Below are 15,269 nucleotides of genomic sequence, written 5' to 3'. Positions count from 1 at the left end.
GAAAAGCTGCGCCGGCACTTGCTGGACGCGCAGGCCTTTCACCTGGTGGTGGACTTTGGGGAGCTGCCGGTGTTTGAGACGGCGGCCCGTTCAACGCTCAACGTCCAAGGAAAAAAGGGTTCCAGGGCAAAGGGGTCGAGGGGCAAAGTGAAAAAACTGAACGGGGAGTTCGTTTGCAGTGACGCAGTGAGGCGTTCCGCAGGCTAGGACGGTGCTGGGTGTCGGGTCTTCATTGAACGTTGAATGTTGGACGTTCAGTTTTCTCTCTGCCTTGGCCCCTGTTCTTTGATTTGTTTATTGAACGTTGGACGTTGAGCGTTCGACGTTGGACGTTCAGTTTTCTCTCTGCCTTGGCCCCTGTTCTTTGATTTATTTATTGAACCTTGGACTTGAGCGTTCGATGTTGGACGTTCTGTTTTCTCTTTCACCCTTGAACCCTATTATCCTTTAACCCTTTAACCCTCGAACCCTGGTACACTACGGATACCATTACTTATCAGCGCAGGAGGAACAGAATGGATTTTGAGCTTAATAAAACCCAGAAGGACATTCAAAAGGCAGTCAGGGACTTCGTCAAGGGCGAATTCGACAAGGAGTTGGCCTTTGAGCTGGAGCAAAAGCACGAATTTCCGCGTAAAATTTGGAAAAAGGCCTGTGACCTGGGGCTGATCGGCGTTCACTTTCCCGAAAAATACTCCGGACAGGGCCTGGGCTCCCTGGAAGATATTATCGTCGTCGAAGAACTGTGCCGCGGTGACTCCACCATCGGCAGCGCCATCGCGCTGGCCGCATTCGCCTCTGAAATCATCATGCACTACGGCTCAGACGAACAGAAAGAAAAGTACCTGCCCGCCGTGGCCGAAGGTGAAATGCTCTCCGCCGGCGCCTTCACCGAACCGGACCACGGCTCGGACATCACCTTTATGAACACCACCGCGGTCAAGGACGGCGACGAATGGGTGGTCAACGGCGCCAAGACGTTCATCACCAATGGCGGACTGGCCGGTTTTTACAGCGTGCTGTGCCAGACCGATCCCGACGCCAAACCCGGCTACCGCGGCCAGAGCCTGATTTTGGTTGAAGCGGACCGTCAAGGACTCTCCACCGCCGACGTGGGCGCCAAGATGGGCATCCGCATGATGGCCACCGCCGAAGTGATTTTCAAGGATGTGCGCGTTCCCCTGGCCAATCTTATCGGCGAGGAGAACAAGGGCTTTTACCACGTGCTGCACTTTTTCGATGAAAGCCGCATCCAGATAGCCGCCCAGGGGCTGGGCACCGCCCAGGGCGCCTTTGACCGGGCCCTGGCCTATGTCAAGCAGCGTGAACAGTTCGGCAAGAAAATCGCCCAGTTCCAGGTCACCCAGCACAAGCTGGCCGACATGGCCACCAAGATTGAATTGGCCCGTCTGATCACCTACAAAGCGGCCTGGAACTTCGACCAGGGCCGCATCGATCCCAAGCTTACCTCCATGGCCAAAATGTATGCAGCCCGCACCGCCGTTGAAGTGGCCGACGAGGCCATCCAGCTGCTGGGCGGCTACGGCTACATGACCGAATACGAGGTGGAGCGGTTCTACCGCGACGCCAAGATCACCGAAATTTACGAGGGCACCAAGGAAATCCAGAAGAACACCATTGCCGGCGCCTTGATCGGCAAGCTGAAATAGCGGCAGACTACAGGAGGACGCATGAACGATGACATTCAGGTATACCGGCCCAAGAACAGTGTGCGGGTCGTCACGGCAACATCCCTGTTCGACGGCCACGACGCCTCCATCAATATTTTCAGGCGCATTCTGCAAAGTACCGGTGTCGAGGTCATTCACCTGGGCCACAACCGCTCGGTCAAGGAGATTGTGGACGCGGCCATCGAGGAAGACGCCCAGGGCATCGCCATTTCAAGCTACCAGGGCGGCCACCTGGAGTTTTTTAAATACATGGTAGACCTTCTAAAAGAGGGCGCTGCCGGCCATATCAAGGTGTTCGGCGGCGGCGGCGGGGTCATCGTTCCCGAAGAGATCAAGGAGCTGGAAGCCTACGGGGTGGCCAAAATTTATACGCCCGAGGACGGCACCAGCATGGGGCTTCAGGGGATCATCAACCACATGGTCAAGCTGATGGACTACTCCCGTGCCGATGGGGCCAGGTTGGACCTGTCCGCGCTGACCCCGGACAACAAACTGATGGTGGCCAACCTGATCACCACCCTCGAGCAGGGCAAAGCCAGCCAGAACGGTCACCTGGCCAAGCTCCGCCAGGAGCTTAAAACCAGAATCGGCGACCGCAACGTTCCCGTGATCGGTATCACCGGTACCGGGGGCGCCGGCAAATCCTCCCTCACCGACGAGCTGATCCTGCGCATGCTTCACGATCTGAAAGCGATCCGCATCGCCGTCATCAGCGCCGACCCCTCCCGCAGAAAAACCGGTGGGGCCCTGCTGGGCGACCGCATCCGCATGAATGCCATCAACAGTCCCCGCATTTACATGCGCTCCATCGCCACGCGGCGCTCCCACACGGAGATTCCCGATGCCCTGGAAGAGGTGCTGGAGGTGGTCAAGGCGGCCGGTTATGATCTGATCATCGTCGAAACCGCCGGCATCGGCCAGGGGGATTCACACATCATCGACCTGGTGGACCTGTCCATGTATGTCATGACCAGTGATTTCGGCGCCGCCTCTCAGTTGGAGAAGATCGACATGCTGGATTTTGCCGACATCGTCGTGGTCAACAAGTTTGAAAAACGCGGCGGCGAGGATGCGGTGCGCGACGTGCGCAAGCAGGTTCAGCGCAACCGCACGGCCTTCGACCAGGCCGCCGAGGATATGCCGGTTTTCGGCACCATCGCCTCCAAGTTCAATGACGATGGCGTCACCGCCCTTTATCACGCCCTGCTCGACGGCATCCAAGCCAAGACCGGTGTGGTCTTCACGTCCAGCCTGCCGCGGCCCGACACCAAGCTGTCCACCTCCAAGACCATTATCATCCCGCCTGAACGCACCCGTTATCTGGCGGAGATCGCCGAAACCATCAGAAAATACCACCGCGAAACCGAAAGCCAGGCCGACGCCATGCGGCGGGTGTGGCACCTTGAAGCAACCGCCGCATGCCTGGCCGGCGACGGCCTGGACGGAGACGGTCCGGCCCTGGTGGCGCAGCTTAAAAAAGAGATCGCCAACGCCCGCGAATCACTTGCCGCGGAAACCGAAAAGCTGGTCAAGGCGTGGCAGACAACCAAAGCGGCCTATTCCGGTGATGCCCTGGTATACACGGTCCGCGGCCGGGAGATCCGCGTGCCGCTTTACAGCGAATCCCTCTCCCACCAGAAGATCCCCAAGATCTCCCTGCCCCGCTTCACTGACCCCGGTGAAATCTACACCTGGCTGCGGCGCGAAAACCTTCCCGGCCACTTCCCCTTCACCGCCGGCGTCTTCCCCATGAAGCGCATGGGCGAGGATCCGACGCGCATGTTCGCCGGCGAGGGCGATCCGGCCCGAACCAACCGACGCTTCAAACTGTTGTCGGCCAACAGCGAGGCCAAACGCCTCTCGACGGCCTTCGATTCGGTCACCTTGTATGGCTATGACCCGGACCGGCGACCCGATATCTATGGCAAAGTGGGCAATTCCGGGGTAAGTGTCTGCACCCTGGATGACGTGAAAGTGCTTTACGACGGGTTTGAGCTGTGCGCCCCCAACACGTCGGTCTCCATGACCATTAACGGGCCCGCGCCCATCATGCTGGCCATGTTCCTCAACACGGCCATCGACCAGCAGGTGGATAAATTCGCTGCTGAAAACGGCCGGCAGCCGTCCATCGATGAAGCCGGCAGGATCAAGGCCATGGTGCTGGAGAATGTGCGCGGCACCGTGCAGGCGGACATCCTGAAAGAGGACCAGGGTCAGAACACCTGCATCTTCTCAATCGATTTTGCTTTGAAGATGATGGGCGACATCCAGGCATACTTCATCGAAAACAACGTTCGAAACTTCTATTCGGTCTCCATCTCCGGCTACCACATCGCCGAGGCCGGTGCCAATCCCATCAGCCAGCTGGCATTTACCCTGGCCAACGGGTTCACCTACCTGGAGTATTACCTGTCTCGCGGCATGCCCCTGGACAGCTTTGCACCCAACCTCTCCTTCTTCTTCTCCAACGGTATGGACCCCGAATACACGGTCATCGGCCGGGTGGCCCGACGCATCTGGGCCGTGGCCCTGCGCGAGAAGTACGGGGCATCCCTGCGCAGCCAGATGCTCAAGTACCACATCCAGACCTCCGGGCGCAGCCTGCACAGTCAGGACATCCAGTTCAACGACATCCGTACCACCCTGCAGGCCCTTTGCGCCATCTACGACAACTGCCAGAGCCTGCACACCAACGCTTTCGATGAAGCCATCACCACCCCCACGGAGGAGTCCGTGCGCCGCGCCCTGGCGATTCAGCTGATCATCAACCGCGAGTGGGGACTGGCCAAAAACGAGAATCCCTACCAGGGCAGCTTCATCGTCGACGACCTCACCGACCTGGTGGAGGAGGCCGTGCTCATGGAGTACGACAAGATCACCGCCCGCGGCGGCGTGCTGGGCGCCATGGAAACCGGCTACCAGCGCAGCAAGATCCAGGAAGAGTCGATGTACTACGAGATGCGCAAGCACACCGGCGAGTACCCCATCGTGGGCGTCAACACGTTCAGGGACCCCCACGCCGACGGCGCCGATATGCTGGAAGGGGCTTCCTGCATCGATCTGGCCCGGGCGACCACCGAAGAGAAGGAATCCCAGCTCAACCGGCTCAAGGCGTTCCAGTCCCGCAACGCCGAACGGGCGCCCGAGGCCCTGGCGCGGCTCCAGCAGGCGGCCCTATCCGGCGAGAATATCTTTGCCGAACTGATGGAAACGGTCAGGTGCTGCAGCCTGGGTCAGATCACCGGCGCCTTGTATGCCGTGGGCGGGCAGTACCGGAGGAATATGTGAGTGGAGGGGGCGGGTGAAGGGCGATGAAAAGAGTGAACGTCCAACGTCGAACGTTCAACGCTCAACGTCCAATGAAAAAAAAGGGGTCGAGGGGTCGAGGGGTCAAGTGAAGGACGATGAAAAGAGTGAACGTCCAACGTCGAACTTCCAACGTTCAACGTCCAATGAAAAGAAGTGAAAAAACTGAAAGGGGCCTTTCGTTTGTAGCAACACGGTGAGGCGTTCCGGAGGGTAGCGCGGTGCTGGGTGTCGGGTCTTCATTGAACGTTGAATGTTGAACGTTCGACGTTGGACGTTCAGTTTTCTTTTTCACCCTTGGCGTTCGACGTTGGACGTTTGATGTGGTTTAGTTTCAGTTTTCTCTTTGCCTTGGCCCCTGTTCTTTGATTTATTATTGAACGTTGGACGTTGAGCGTTCGATGGTGGACGTTCAGTTTTCTCTTTCACCCTTTGCCCCTTGAACCCTTGAACCCTTGAACCCTTGGATCCTTGGACCCTTGGCCCCTTGAACCCTTTAACCCATAACCATTTGCAGGGAGGCAGCATATGCAGGAAGCCGTCATCGTCAGTGCGGTAAGAACACCGCTGGGCAGTTTCAACGGATCGCTTGCGGGCATTGGCGCCACGGACCTGGGTGCCATCGTCATCGCGGAAGCCGTCAAGCGCGCCGGCATCCGCAAAACCGAGGTCAACGAAGTGCTCATGGGCCAGGTTTTGCCCTGCGGCTACGGCCAGAACCCGGCCAAGCAGGCGGCGGTCAAAGCCGGCATGCCCTGGGAAGTCGAAGCCATCACGGTCAACAAAGTTTGTGGTTCGGCCCTGAAAACCGTCATGCTGGCCGCCCAGGCCATCCAAACCGGTGATGCCGAGGTGGTGGTGGCCGGCGGCATGGAGAACATGAGCATGGCCCCCTATTACCTGGAAAAAGCGCGTTTCGGCTACCGCATGGGGCCCGGTCAGCTCCAGGATTGCATGATTCACGACGGCCTGTGGGATATCGTCAACGATTTTCACATGGGCATTTCCAACGAACTGTGTTCCGAACGCTATCATGTCAGCCGGGAGGACCAGGATCGCTATGCGGCCGAGTCCTACCGCCGGACCGTGGAATCCATCCACAGCGGTCGTTTTGATGCCGAGATCGTCCCTGTACCCATTGCCCAGCGCAAAGGGGAGTCCAACGTCTTCAACCGGGACGAGTGTGCCCGGGAGACCACCTACGAGGCCCTGGCCAAGATGAAGCCGGCCTTTAAAAAAGATGGGTTCGGTACCGCCGGCAATGCCTCCATCATCAGCGACGGCGCCGCCGCCGTTGTCGTCATGTCCCGCCAAAAGGCCGACGCCCTGGGGTGCACGATCATGGCCCGCATCGGCGCCCAGGCCGCCTATGGCGTCGACATGAAATACGTGCTGGTGGCGCCCATCGGGGCCATTCCCAAGTGTCTCAAGAAGGAGGGCATCGGCATTGACGACGTGGACCTGTTCGAGGTCAACGAAGCCTTTTCCGGCTCCACGGTTGCCGTGATGAAAGCGTTGGAACTCGCCGCGGACAAAACCAATGTCAACGGCGGCAGCGTGGCCCTGGGCCATCCCATCGGCGCCAGCGGCTGCCGGGTGCTGGTGACCCTTTTGCACGAAATGATCCGCCGCGATCAAAAAACCGGACTGGCTTCACTCTGCCTGGGCGGCGGTGAAGCCGTGGCCATGGTGGTCAAACGGTAGTTCCCGCCCATAAAAGGCCTCTTGCGGCCCGGTTTGGCGTGAAAAATCAATTTTTACGAAGCGATCAATAATAAGGAGGAGGAACCTATGCAGATCAATACCTTCGGCGTCATCGGCGCCGGTCAGATGGGCAACGGCATCGCCCAGGTGGCGGCCGCCGCCGGCCTGGATGTCATCATGAGCGACATCAAAATTGAATACGCGGAGAAGGGGCTGGCCAGCATCACCAAAATTCTGGGCAAAAGCGTCGACAAGGGAAAGATGTCGGCTGCAGACAAGGCTGCCATCCTGGGGCGCATCAGGATCACCGCCGACCTCAAGGACATGGCCGATGCGGACTTCGTGGTTGAGGCGGCCACGGAAAACGAGGCCCTCAAGTTCAAGATTTTCAAAGACCTGGATGATATCTGCCGGCCCGGCGTAATCCTTTCCACCAATACCTCATCCATTCCCATCGGCCGTATTGCCGCCCAGACCCGCCGTCCGGAAAAAATCGTGGGCATGCACTTCATGAACCCGGTGCCGGTCATGAAGCTGGTCGAAGTCATCCGCGGGCTGGCCACCTCCGATGAGACCTTCCAGACCACCTGGGATCTGTCAGTTAAATTCGGCAAAACACCTGCGCTGGCCAACGACTTTCCGGGCTTTATCGCCAACCGCATCCTGCTGCCCATGATCAATGAGGCGGTATTTGCCCTGTACCACGGGGTGGGCACCCGCGAAGACATCGACACGGTCATGCGGCTGGGCATGAACCATCCCATGGGGCCGCTGGCCCTGGCGGATCTCATCGGCCTGGACACCTGTCTGGCCATCATGGAGACCCTGTACAACGGATTCAAGGATTCCAAGTACCGGCCTTGCCCATTGTTGAGAAAATATGTGGAAGTCGGCTGGCTGGGAAGAAAAACCGGCCGAGGGTTTTACGAGTACTAAAAGGAGGTACCATGCCCCCCAGAAAAACCGCCCGTCTCACTCCCGTGGGCAAGAAGATCAAAAAGGCCCGCACCGACAAGAATATGTCCTACGATTCTCTGGCCAACGAAACCGGCTTCTCCATCGATTTTCTCAAGAAGGTGGAGTCGGGTAAGATCACGCCCCCGGTCGGTTCTCTGCTCCAGATTTCGCGGGCCCTGGAAATCGACTCCGGGGATCTGCTCAAAGAAGAAGAGGGCCGCATGCAGGACCGCATCAAGGCCTACACCAAAAGGACCTCGAGCTATGCCTACACGACCCTGACCCCGGGCGCCGAAAACAAGCATCTCAAAGCCTTCCGGGTAAAAATCGATGCCATGAAAACGCACGCAGGCGTCAGCTACAACCACGAGGGGGAGGAGTTCGTGTACGTGCTCGACGGCAGCATCGAAGTGGTGGTCGGCGAACACGTCAACACCCTCGGCACCGGCGATTCCCTGCATTTCAATTCCGGAATCCAGCATCATCTGAAAAACATCGGCGCAACGGACGCCGAATTGATTGTGGTGATTTACAACCCATGATCGAACGATTTCGGCAAGGCGGCGCAACCGGTCATACGGGCCGACGACCCACCCGGTCATCGGGGCTGCATGCACCGTGCGGCCGGAGCCATACCGGTAAACCCAACGCCTTAGAAGATTTACCAGGAAAGGGATTACGCCATGTCCTTCAAGCTGACCGATGAACAACTGATGATTCAGTCCATGGTTCGTGAATTCTCGCGCAAGGTTGTCGCTGAAACAGCCGCCGAGCGGGACAAAACCAAGGAATTTCCCGCCAAGAACCTGAAAAAAATGGCCGAGCTGGGCCTATTGGGAATGATGGTGCCCTTCGACTACGAGGGGTCGGATTCGGATACGGTGGGCTACGTGCTGGCCCTTGCCGAAATCGCCTACTCCTGCGCCTCCACGGCGGTGGTCATGTCGGTGCACAATTCCATCGTCTGCGAAAGCATCTTGAACTATGGCACCGAGGACCAGAAGCAGCACTATCTCAAAGACCTGGCCATGGGCAAGTATATCGGTGCCTTCGCCCTCACCGAGCCCGAAGCCGGCTCGGACCCCGTAAGCCAGCAGGCCACGGCGGTCAAAGACGGCAACCATTACATCATCAACGGTACCAAGCGGTTCATCACCAGCGGTCAGAACTGCGGCCTGGTCATCGTCACGGCCAAGACCGATCCGGATGCACGCCACAAGGGTATCAGCACGTTTATTGTCACCAAAGACAACCCCGGACTCAAGGTTGGCAACCTGGAAGACAAGATGGGCCTGCGCGCCTCGGACACCACTGACCTGCATTTTGAAGAGTGCCGGGTACCGGCGTCGGACCGGCTCGGCAAAGAAGGCGAAGGGTTCAAGATTGTCATGAAGGGTCTCGACGGCGGGCGCATCGGCATTGCCGCCCAGAGTCTGGGGGTGGCCCAGGCAGCCTTCGATGCGGCGGTCAAATACGCCAAAGAACGCGACCAGTTCGGCCAGAAGATCTCCAAGTTCCAGGGGCTGCGCTGGATCATCGCCGACATGGCCACACAGATCGAGGCGGCCCGGCAGCTGACCCTGTCAGCCGCCGCCATGAAAGACCGCAAGGAACGCTTCACCATCCAGGCCTCCATGGCCAAGCTGTTCGCTTCCGAAATGGTCAACAGCGTCACGGCCAAAGCCCTGCAGATGCATGGCGGCTATGGGTTCACGACCGATTATCCGGTGGAGCGCTTCTACCGTGACGCGCGTGTGTTCACCATTTATGAAGGCACCTCGGAAATCCAGCGGGTGGTGATATCCAACAACATCCTCAAGGACAAACGCGGACCTTGAAAAACTTGATTATTTGACATAACGCCAATATTGACGGGCGACACCTTTAATCCGACAATCCCACGGCAACCGGCGACCCAGGCCGAAAAGGAGGACTATCATGGTCAGAACGGAAATCTCATTGTTCCTGAAAAACGAACCCGGTGAACTGGGCCGTCTGGCCACGCTCATGGGCGAGGCCGGCATCAATATCGACGCATTGACCATTCAGGATGCGTCGGCTTACGTCCTGGAGCTGTTCAAGGCCCGGGGAAAATCCCTCAAACGCATCGCTTCCGCCGCCAGTTACAACTCCATGCGCAAGGATTCGGCCCAGTTTGCACTGATCCGGCTCCTGGCTGAAGACGGTAAAACCAATGCCGCCATCGACCTGCTCTCCCAGCATGACTACACCTTCGATATCATGCCGGTCATCGCCGTGCAGTTGGACAATAAACCCGGTGAACTGGCCCGGCTCTCCTCCAAATTCGGTGAAGCGGGCATCAACATCAACTACGTGTATGGTTCCGTTGCGGGCCCGGATGCCAAGTGCCTGTTTGTCTTCTGCCCCGAGGACATCGACCTGGCGTCCAAGATTTTTACCACGCATAAAAAAGCCCAATAGTGACGGAGTCGTAAAAAGTCGAAATCTCAGATTTATTGTCATCCCCGCGGAGGCGGGGATCCATAAGTTTCAAATAGTTATAGATTCCCGCCTTCGCGGGAATGACACACCGGGGACTTTTTACGAGGCCATCAATTTTGGTTGCGTATTTATCTGGGCTTTGGAGGGGTTCTGCACAGACCGAATGGACCAGGACGAAAAGATTACGGCGAAATTCATGGACGGGGATCAATTCCCGGAGACGGTCAGCAGGCATCTCCGCAGAGATGTCTACGAAAAGATCAGGGAGGAGGCTGAAGGCGCAGATGGTGATCAAACAAACAGCGTGGCGCGCATAAAGCAATGTCTGATTGGTTCCACAACCGCCTGAACCGGGCGCACCCCACCAACCTGCTCCTGTTGAGTTATGTGGCGGCCATCGCCGTCGGCACGCTGGCTCTGATGCTGCCGGCCGCCACGGTGAGCGGCGATATCCGCGTGATCGACGCCCTGTTCACGGCGACTTCCGCTGTGTGCGTCACCGGGCTTATCGTGGTGGACACGGGCAGCTATTTTACCGCTTTTGGCCAGGGGATCATCCTGTTTCTGATCCAGATTGGCGGCCTGGGGATCATGACCATTTCCGTGGCCCTGTTTCAGGTTATCGGCAAAAAGGTGGTCTTCCAGCAGCGCATGGCCATGCAGGAGGTCTTTTCCCACACGCCCCGGGAGGATATCTTCTACCTGATCCGCTCGGTGCTTTTTTTTACTTTTACCGTCGAGGTTGTAGGGGCCGTGATCCTGTTTTTTTACTGGCGCTCCGCCTACCCGTTGGGCGAGGCCCTGTACAAGGCGGTATTCCATTCGGTGTCGGCCTTTTGCAATGCCGGATTTTCCCAGTTCAGCGACAGTCTCACTGCAGGTAGGGCTTCGATGGTGTTGAACCTGACGGTGTGTACCCTGATCATTTTGGGCGGCATCGGGTTTCCCGTCGTCTATGAGATCTACCGCCGCGTGGTTTTGCGACAGTCCGGTAAGGTTTCGATCCAGACCAAAAGCGTGATTTCGGCCAGCGTCGGCCTGGTTGTGGCAGGCATGGCGGTCATTGTGGTATCCGAGCGCACCCTGATACCGACCATGGGATGGGGTCAAGGATTGCTGGCGGCTTTTTTCCAGGCGGTGACCTGCCGCACCGCCGGGTTCAACACGCTGGATATCGCCTCGCTGAACACGGCCACCTTGCTGTTCATGATGTTCCTGATGCTGGTGGGGGCCTCGCCGGGGTCCTGCGGCGGCGGGATGAAAACGACCACCTTCGCGGTGCTGACGGCCTTTTCCTGGAGCCGGCTAATGCGCTACAAATGCGTGAACCTTTTCGGCAAGACCGTTCCGGAGGATACGGTAGCCAAAAGCATCTCCGTGCTGGTGTTTTCGCTGGCCGCCATTTGCGTGGCCGTTTTCCTGATCCTGTTCCTCGATCCGGACCACGGCACGCGCGTAGAGGGTGATCGTCAATTTATGAGCTTTCTTTTTGAAACGGTCTCGGCTTTCGGCACGGTCGGTCTCTCCATGGGGGTCACCCCGACGCTGACCCAGCCCGGCAAATTGGTCATCATCGCTCTGATGGTCATCGGTCGGGTGGGGGTGCCGGCGTTCACCTATATTATCGCCGGAGGCGGTTCGACCAAGGGCGTCCAATACGCCGAGGAAAACATGATGATCGGATAAGGAGAAACAGAGATGGCCAAGAAGCGATTCGCCGTTATCGGCTCCGGGAGCTTCGGCTACTATGTGGCCAAAGCGTTGTATGAAAACAAGAACGAGGTGATCGCCATCGACCGCAACAAGGAACGCGTGCAGGCCATCGAGCCCCATTGCACCAGCGCCGTCGTGCAGGACGTGACCAACATCGAGGCCCTCAAGGGATTGGGCCTCGACGAAATGGACGCGGTCATTGTGAGCACGGGAGCCAATATCAAGCCCAGCATCCTTATCTGTTTCCATTTAAGCCGGTTGGGCATCAAACGCATCATTGCCAAGGCCGAGGACGACGATCACGGTGAGATCCTTAAACAGCTGGGCGCCACGGAGATCATCCGGCCAGGCATGGACATGGCCCATCGATTGGCCCTGAGGCTGACCTCGCCCAACATTCTGGAATTCCTCCCGCTGGAGGAAGAGTATACCATCGCTCAAGTAGGCCCTCCGCCGTCGTTTGTCGGCAAGACGTTAATGGAATTGGAACTGCGCAAGCGCTATCAGGTCAATGTCATCGCCATAAAGGAGCTGGTGCCGGAGCGGTTCATCATGGTGCCCAATTCCGATTTTACCGTCAAGGACAGCGACATCCTGATCATCCTGGGCAAAGAGTCGGATTTGGCCAAAATCAGGGAGCTGAAATGAACTACTGGTCCGCGACCCGGAGAATCCGCCCGACTTTCGGAAAATGGATGCCGTCCGTAAGCTGTAGCGACTCGCTACAAATTGTAATGTGCGTTACGGAACGGATCAAGGCTTCTTAAAGGCCGGCATCGCGTCACCGAGATGCTTACAAAACCATTGGTTCATTTTGCTCCGGTCATCCAGCATCAGTTACTCACCGCGGTACATTGCATGAGTGGATGGCTTGGTTTTCCACCCGGGTTCATTTTTTTCCGATGCACGCATCTTCGGAACAGGCTTCCTTTCCACCAACAGACATACTTGTCCCCGAAGACTTTTTGCCGCTTTTATCCGGTTGGGTCGCTTCCGCAGGCGCCTCGGTTGTGGGTTTCACATCTTTTCCGATACACGCCTCATCCTTGCAGACCTCCTTATTGGATACGGATATGGATGATCGGAAATTAGGGTCCTTTGCTTTTGTGCTTTTGGGCGTTGTGTTCATTGCCGGCCTCCTTCAGGCAGATGAGCGATGAGACCACAGAATTCGGACGTCTCAGTCGTTTTCAGTTGCTGCTCGGCCATGGCATACACCAGCCAAGAAGCACGGTCCTGCGCCGGATCAGCTCCAGCTTCCAGGGTCGGTCCCTGTTGACACGCCGCTGACACGTAAAAAAAGAATCAAGAAAGGAAACTTCCCGGGGCGGACCCGAAATGATTTCACACAATTTAATGTCGAATTCAGGGTAGATCGGTGCTTTGTTCGATCGAACACTGATTTTCCGGGCAAAACAGACTCAACCAGATGCCTTTGGCCTCTTTGGGCACGACACCACCCGCCGGCAAGGTGATCTTATTTTTATCAAGCGAACAGGACCCTTCCGGGCAGGCCACTTCGATCCACAATCCGACTTTACCGGAAACGGCCTCCCGCTTATCTGCGGGCAATTCGGCTTGTTCATCCTTCGATATTATGCGGGCGTCCTCGATAAAGACGGTCAATCGGTCTTTTGTGATTTCTCTTTTCATGGCATATTCTCCTTTTCGATTGGCAGCAGTCTAAACAATAAATAGTACCTGTATTCCGGTTTTCAACTACGGTGACAGCGCGTCGATTCGACGTAAACGAAAAAGCTGCCCAAGGCTTACGGGTCTTTGAAGGAGCGTTGCTATCTGTTTTGACACCCATGGCCGCCGCAAGGTTGTATACACAGCACGCGTCATCTGCCGAAAGTCAGTATCCATGCTGTGTGTGCGTGCGGCGGCACATGCCCGACGCCACTGACCACCTTCAAAGCCTTCCGCAAGGCCTCTGTGCAAAAGGTTGAACGCGAGTACCCGCAGAGCCTTCTGGACCAGACCCGCAACAGCCTCAGCGAATCCCTGGACATCTCCGGACTGTCGCGCTCGCGCTTTTACGATCTGTTGAAGCAGCACCGTCCCTCCCTCTGAAAACCGCAGCCGGATGGCCCGCCGCTCCTGCCCCTTTGTCCGCAGTCCACCCCGAAAACCAGGAATCCGTCCGGTTTTGCGGGACCCGCTGTCCGGATTTTCCGGATTTCACCCCCCACCATCTTTTTAAAACAGGTGGGCGTTAAACCATTAACCCTATGGTTTTAATAGTTATTTTATTATTAGGCCGAATCCACAAGTTGGCACGCCTTGTGAAACATTTTTTGGTCAAGCCTGATCGGTGAAAAAGAAAAGCGGAAAGGTGAACGTGTCGACGATGAGGCGTACGGCATCGGCATTCTTAAAATCAAGGAGATCATCGGCGCCAATGACCTGGAGGCCCTGGCAGAGGCGGCCTGGCCACCGGCAGCTCATCATGCAAACGTTTATCTGAGTTTAAACAGTAAATAAGGAGAAACCAATGTTCAAGAACATGAAACTTAGTGCCAAGCTGATCGGCAGCTTCGTCATTGTCGCCGTGATTACCCTGGCGGTGGGCTTTGCCGGTTGGCGCGGCGTCAACGGCCTGTCCCACCACATCGTTGAAATTGGAGAGGTGCAGCTGCCCAGCGTCCACAGCCTGATGGTCATCGAAAAGGAAGCCGAGGCCATACGTGCGGCCCAGCGCACCCTGCTGAATCCGGACCTGAGCCGCGAACACAAGGCGCAGCAGTTCGAAAATATCCAGACCGCCCGCAACCATTATGAAGCCGCCTGGAAGGTATACGCGCCCCTGCCCCAAACCCAGGAAGAGGCGCAGCTGTGGAACAAGTTCGTCCCGGCCTGGGAGGCATGGCGCCATGAGAACACCGAGTTCCTCAAGCTGATCCAGGAGTTGGACAAGCTGGACCTGGGCAATCCCGATGCATTGAATGCAACCATCGAAATGATGCGCGGGGACCATTACAAACTGATGGTTGACACGGCTGAACTGATTGACAATGGCACCGCGTTCCATGGCGGCGAGGACGCTTCGGCCTGTAGATATGGTCAGTGGGCGGCAACCTTCAAAACCCAAAACCCCAGCCTCAACAGCGCCATCGCCCAGAACAGCGACCCCCATCGCCGTTTTCACCAGGCGGTGGCCGACATCAAGGCCGCCGTTGACAAGGGCAACATGGAAAATGCCCGGTATATTGCCAGGAATGCCTTGCAGCCCGCAATGCAGGGAGTCACCATCGGCCTTCAGGCCATGGACACCCAGGTCGAAAATGCGGTGACCCTGTTTGACGAAGCCAGTCAGCATGCCATGGTGACGGCCCGCGAGAAAGAGACGGCGGCCATCGATCTGCTGGAGCAGATCGTCAAGATCAACGAGGATGCGGCCCACGTGTCTTCCGAGGAGGCCGCGATCGAGTC

13 protein-coding genes are annotated in these 15,269 nt (G+C 57.3%); 12 read left to right on the top strand and 1 reads right to left on the bottom strand.

Going from position 1 to position 15,269, the window contains the following annotated elements:
- From R6V78_RS09640 to R6V78_RS09595, 10 genes are all read left to right on the top strand, one after another.
- Positions 1–207: hypothetical protein (locus R6V78_RS09640; RefSeq protein ID WP_410289143.1), on the top strand; the 207-nt coding region annotated here is incomplete at its 5' end.
- A gap of 308 nt (positions 208–515) precedes the next feature.
- Positions 516–1,670, top strand: coding sequence for an acyl-CoA dehydrogenase family protein (locus tag R6V78_RS09635; protein WP_410289142.1), 1,155 nt, complete (start codon positions 516–518; stop codon positions 1,668–1,670).
- A 21-nt stretch (positions 1,671–1,691) separates the two neighbouring features.
- Positions 1,692–4,979 carry a fused isobutyryl-CoA mutase/GTPase IcmF gene (gene icmF / locus R6V78_RS09630; protein WP_410289141.1) on the top strand — a complete coding sequence of 1,096 codons (3,288 nt, stop codon included), beginning with the start codon at positions 1,692–1,694 and terminating at the stop codon, positions 4,977–4,979.
- A gap of 546 nt (positions 4,980–5,525) precedes the next feature.
- The gene (locus R6V78_RS09625; protein ID WP_410289140.1) at positions 5,526–6,701 is read left to right on the top strand and encodes an acetyl-CoA C-acetyltransferase; all 1,176 of its coding nucleotides are present in this window, start codon (positions 5,526–5,528) and stop codon (positions 6,699–6,701) included.
- Positions 6,702–6,788: 87 nt separating this feature from the next.
- On the top strand, positions 6,789–7,637 hold the full coding sequence (locus R6V78_RS09620) for a 3-hydroxybutyryl-CoA dehydrogenase (RefSeq protein WP_410289139.1): 849 nt from the start codon (positions 6,789–6,791) through the stop codon (positions 7,635–7,637).
- 11 nt (positions 7,638–7,648) lie between these two features.
- Positions 7,649–8,200: a helix-turn-helix domain-containing protein gene (locus tag R6V78_RS09615; RefSeq protein WP_410289138.1), complete on the top strand. Its 552-nt coding sequence runs from the start codon at positions 7,649–7,651 to the stop codon at positions 8,198–8,200.
- Positions 8,201–8,341: 141 nt separating this feature from the next.
- On the top strand, positions 8,342–9,496 hold the full coding sequence (locus R6V78_RS09610; RefSeq protein WP_410289137.1) for an acyl-CoA dehydrogenase family protein: 1,155 nt from the start codon (positions 8,342–8,344) through the stop codon (positions 9,494–9,496).
- 100 nt (positions 9,497–9,596) lie between these two features.
- Positions 9,597–10,100: an amino acid-binding protein gene (locus R6V78_RS09605; RefSeq protein WP_410289136.1), complete on the top strand. Its 504-nt coding sequence runs from the start codon at positions 9,597–9,599 to the stop codon at positions 10,098–10,100.
- Between the two features lie 342 nt (positions 10,101–10,442).
- Positions 10,443–11,807 carry a TrkH family potassium uptake protein gene (locus R6V78_RS09600; protein ID WP_410289135.1) on the top strand — a complete coding sequence of 455 codons (1,365 nt, stop codon included), beginning with the start codon at positions 10,443–10,445 and terminating at the stop codon, positions 11,805–11,807.
- A 12-nt stretch (positions 11,808–11,819) separates the two neighbouring features.
- Positions 11,820–12,482, top strand: a complete 663-nt coding sequence (locus R6V78_RS09595; RefSeq protein ID WP_410289134.1) for a potassium channel family protein — start codon at positions 11,820–11,822, stop codon at positions 12,480–12,482.
- 717 nt (positions 12,483–13,199) lie between these two features.
- Here R6V78_RS09595 and R6V78_RS09590 read toward each other — a convergent pair.
- Complete coding sequence (locus R6V78_RS09590; RefSeq protein WP_410289133.1) at positions 13,200–13,487, bottom strand: hypothetical protein; 288 nt, start codon at positions 13,485–13,487, stop codon at positions 13,200–13,202.
- Between the two features lie 285 nt (positions 13,488–13,772).
- Here R6V78_RS09590 and R6V78_RS09585 point away from each other — a divergent pair, with 285 nt between their 5' ends.
- The gene (locus R6V78_RS09585; RefSeq protein ID WP_410289132.1) at positions 13,773–13,910 is read left to right on the top strand and encodes a hypothetical protein; all 138 of its coding nucleotides are present in this window, start codon (positions 13,773–13,775) and stop codon (positions 13,908–13,910) included.
- Positions 13,911–14,331: 421 nt separating this feature from the next.
- A partial coding sequence (locus R6V78_RS09580; RefSeq protein WP_410289131.1) for an MCP four helix bundle domain-containing protein occupies positions 14,332–15,269 on the top strand: 938 nt, incomplete at its 3' end.

Origin of the sequence: Desulfosarcina sp., from assembly GCF_046496365.1 — a bacterium.
Classification (GTDB): Bacteria; Desulfobacterota; Desulfobacteria; order Desulfobacterales; family Desulfosarcinaceae; genus Desulfosarcina.
The sequence above is the reverse complement of the archived record's forward strand: the minus strand, read 5'-3'. Positions and strand labels throughout refer to the sequence as shown.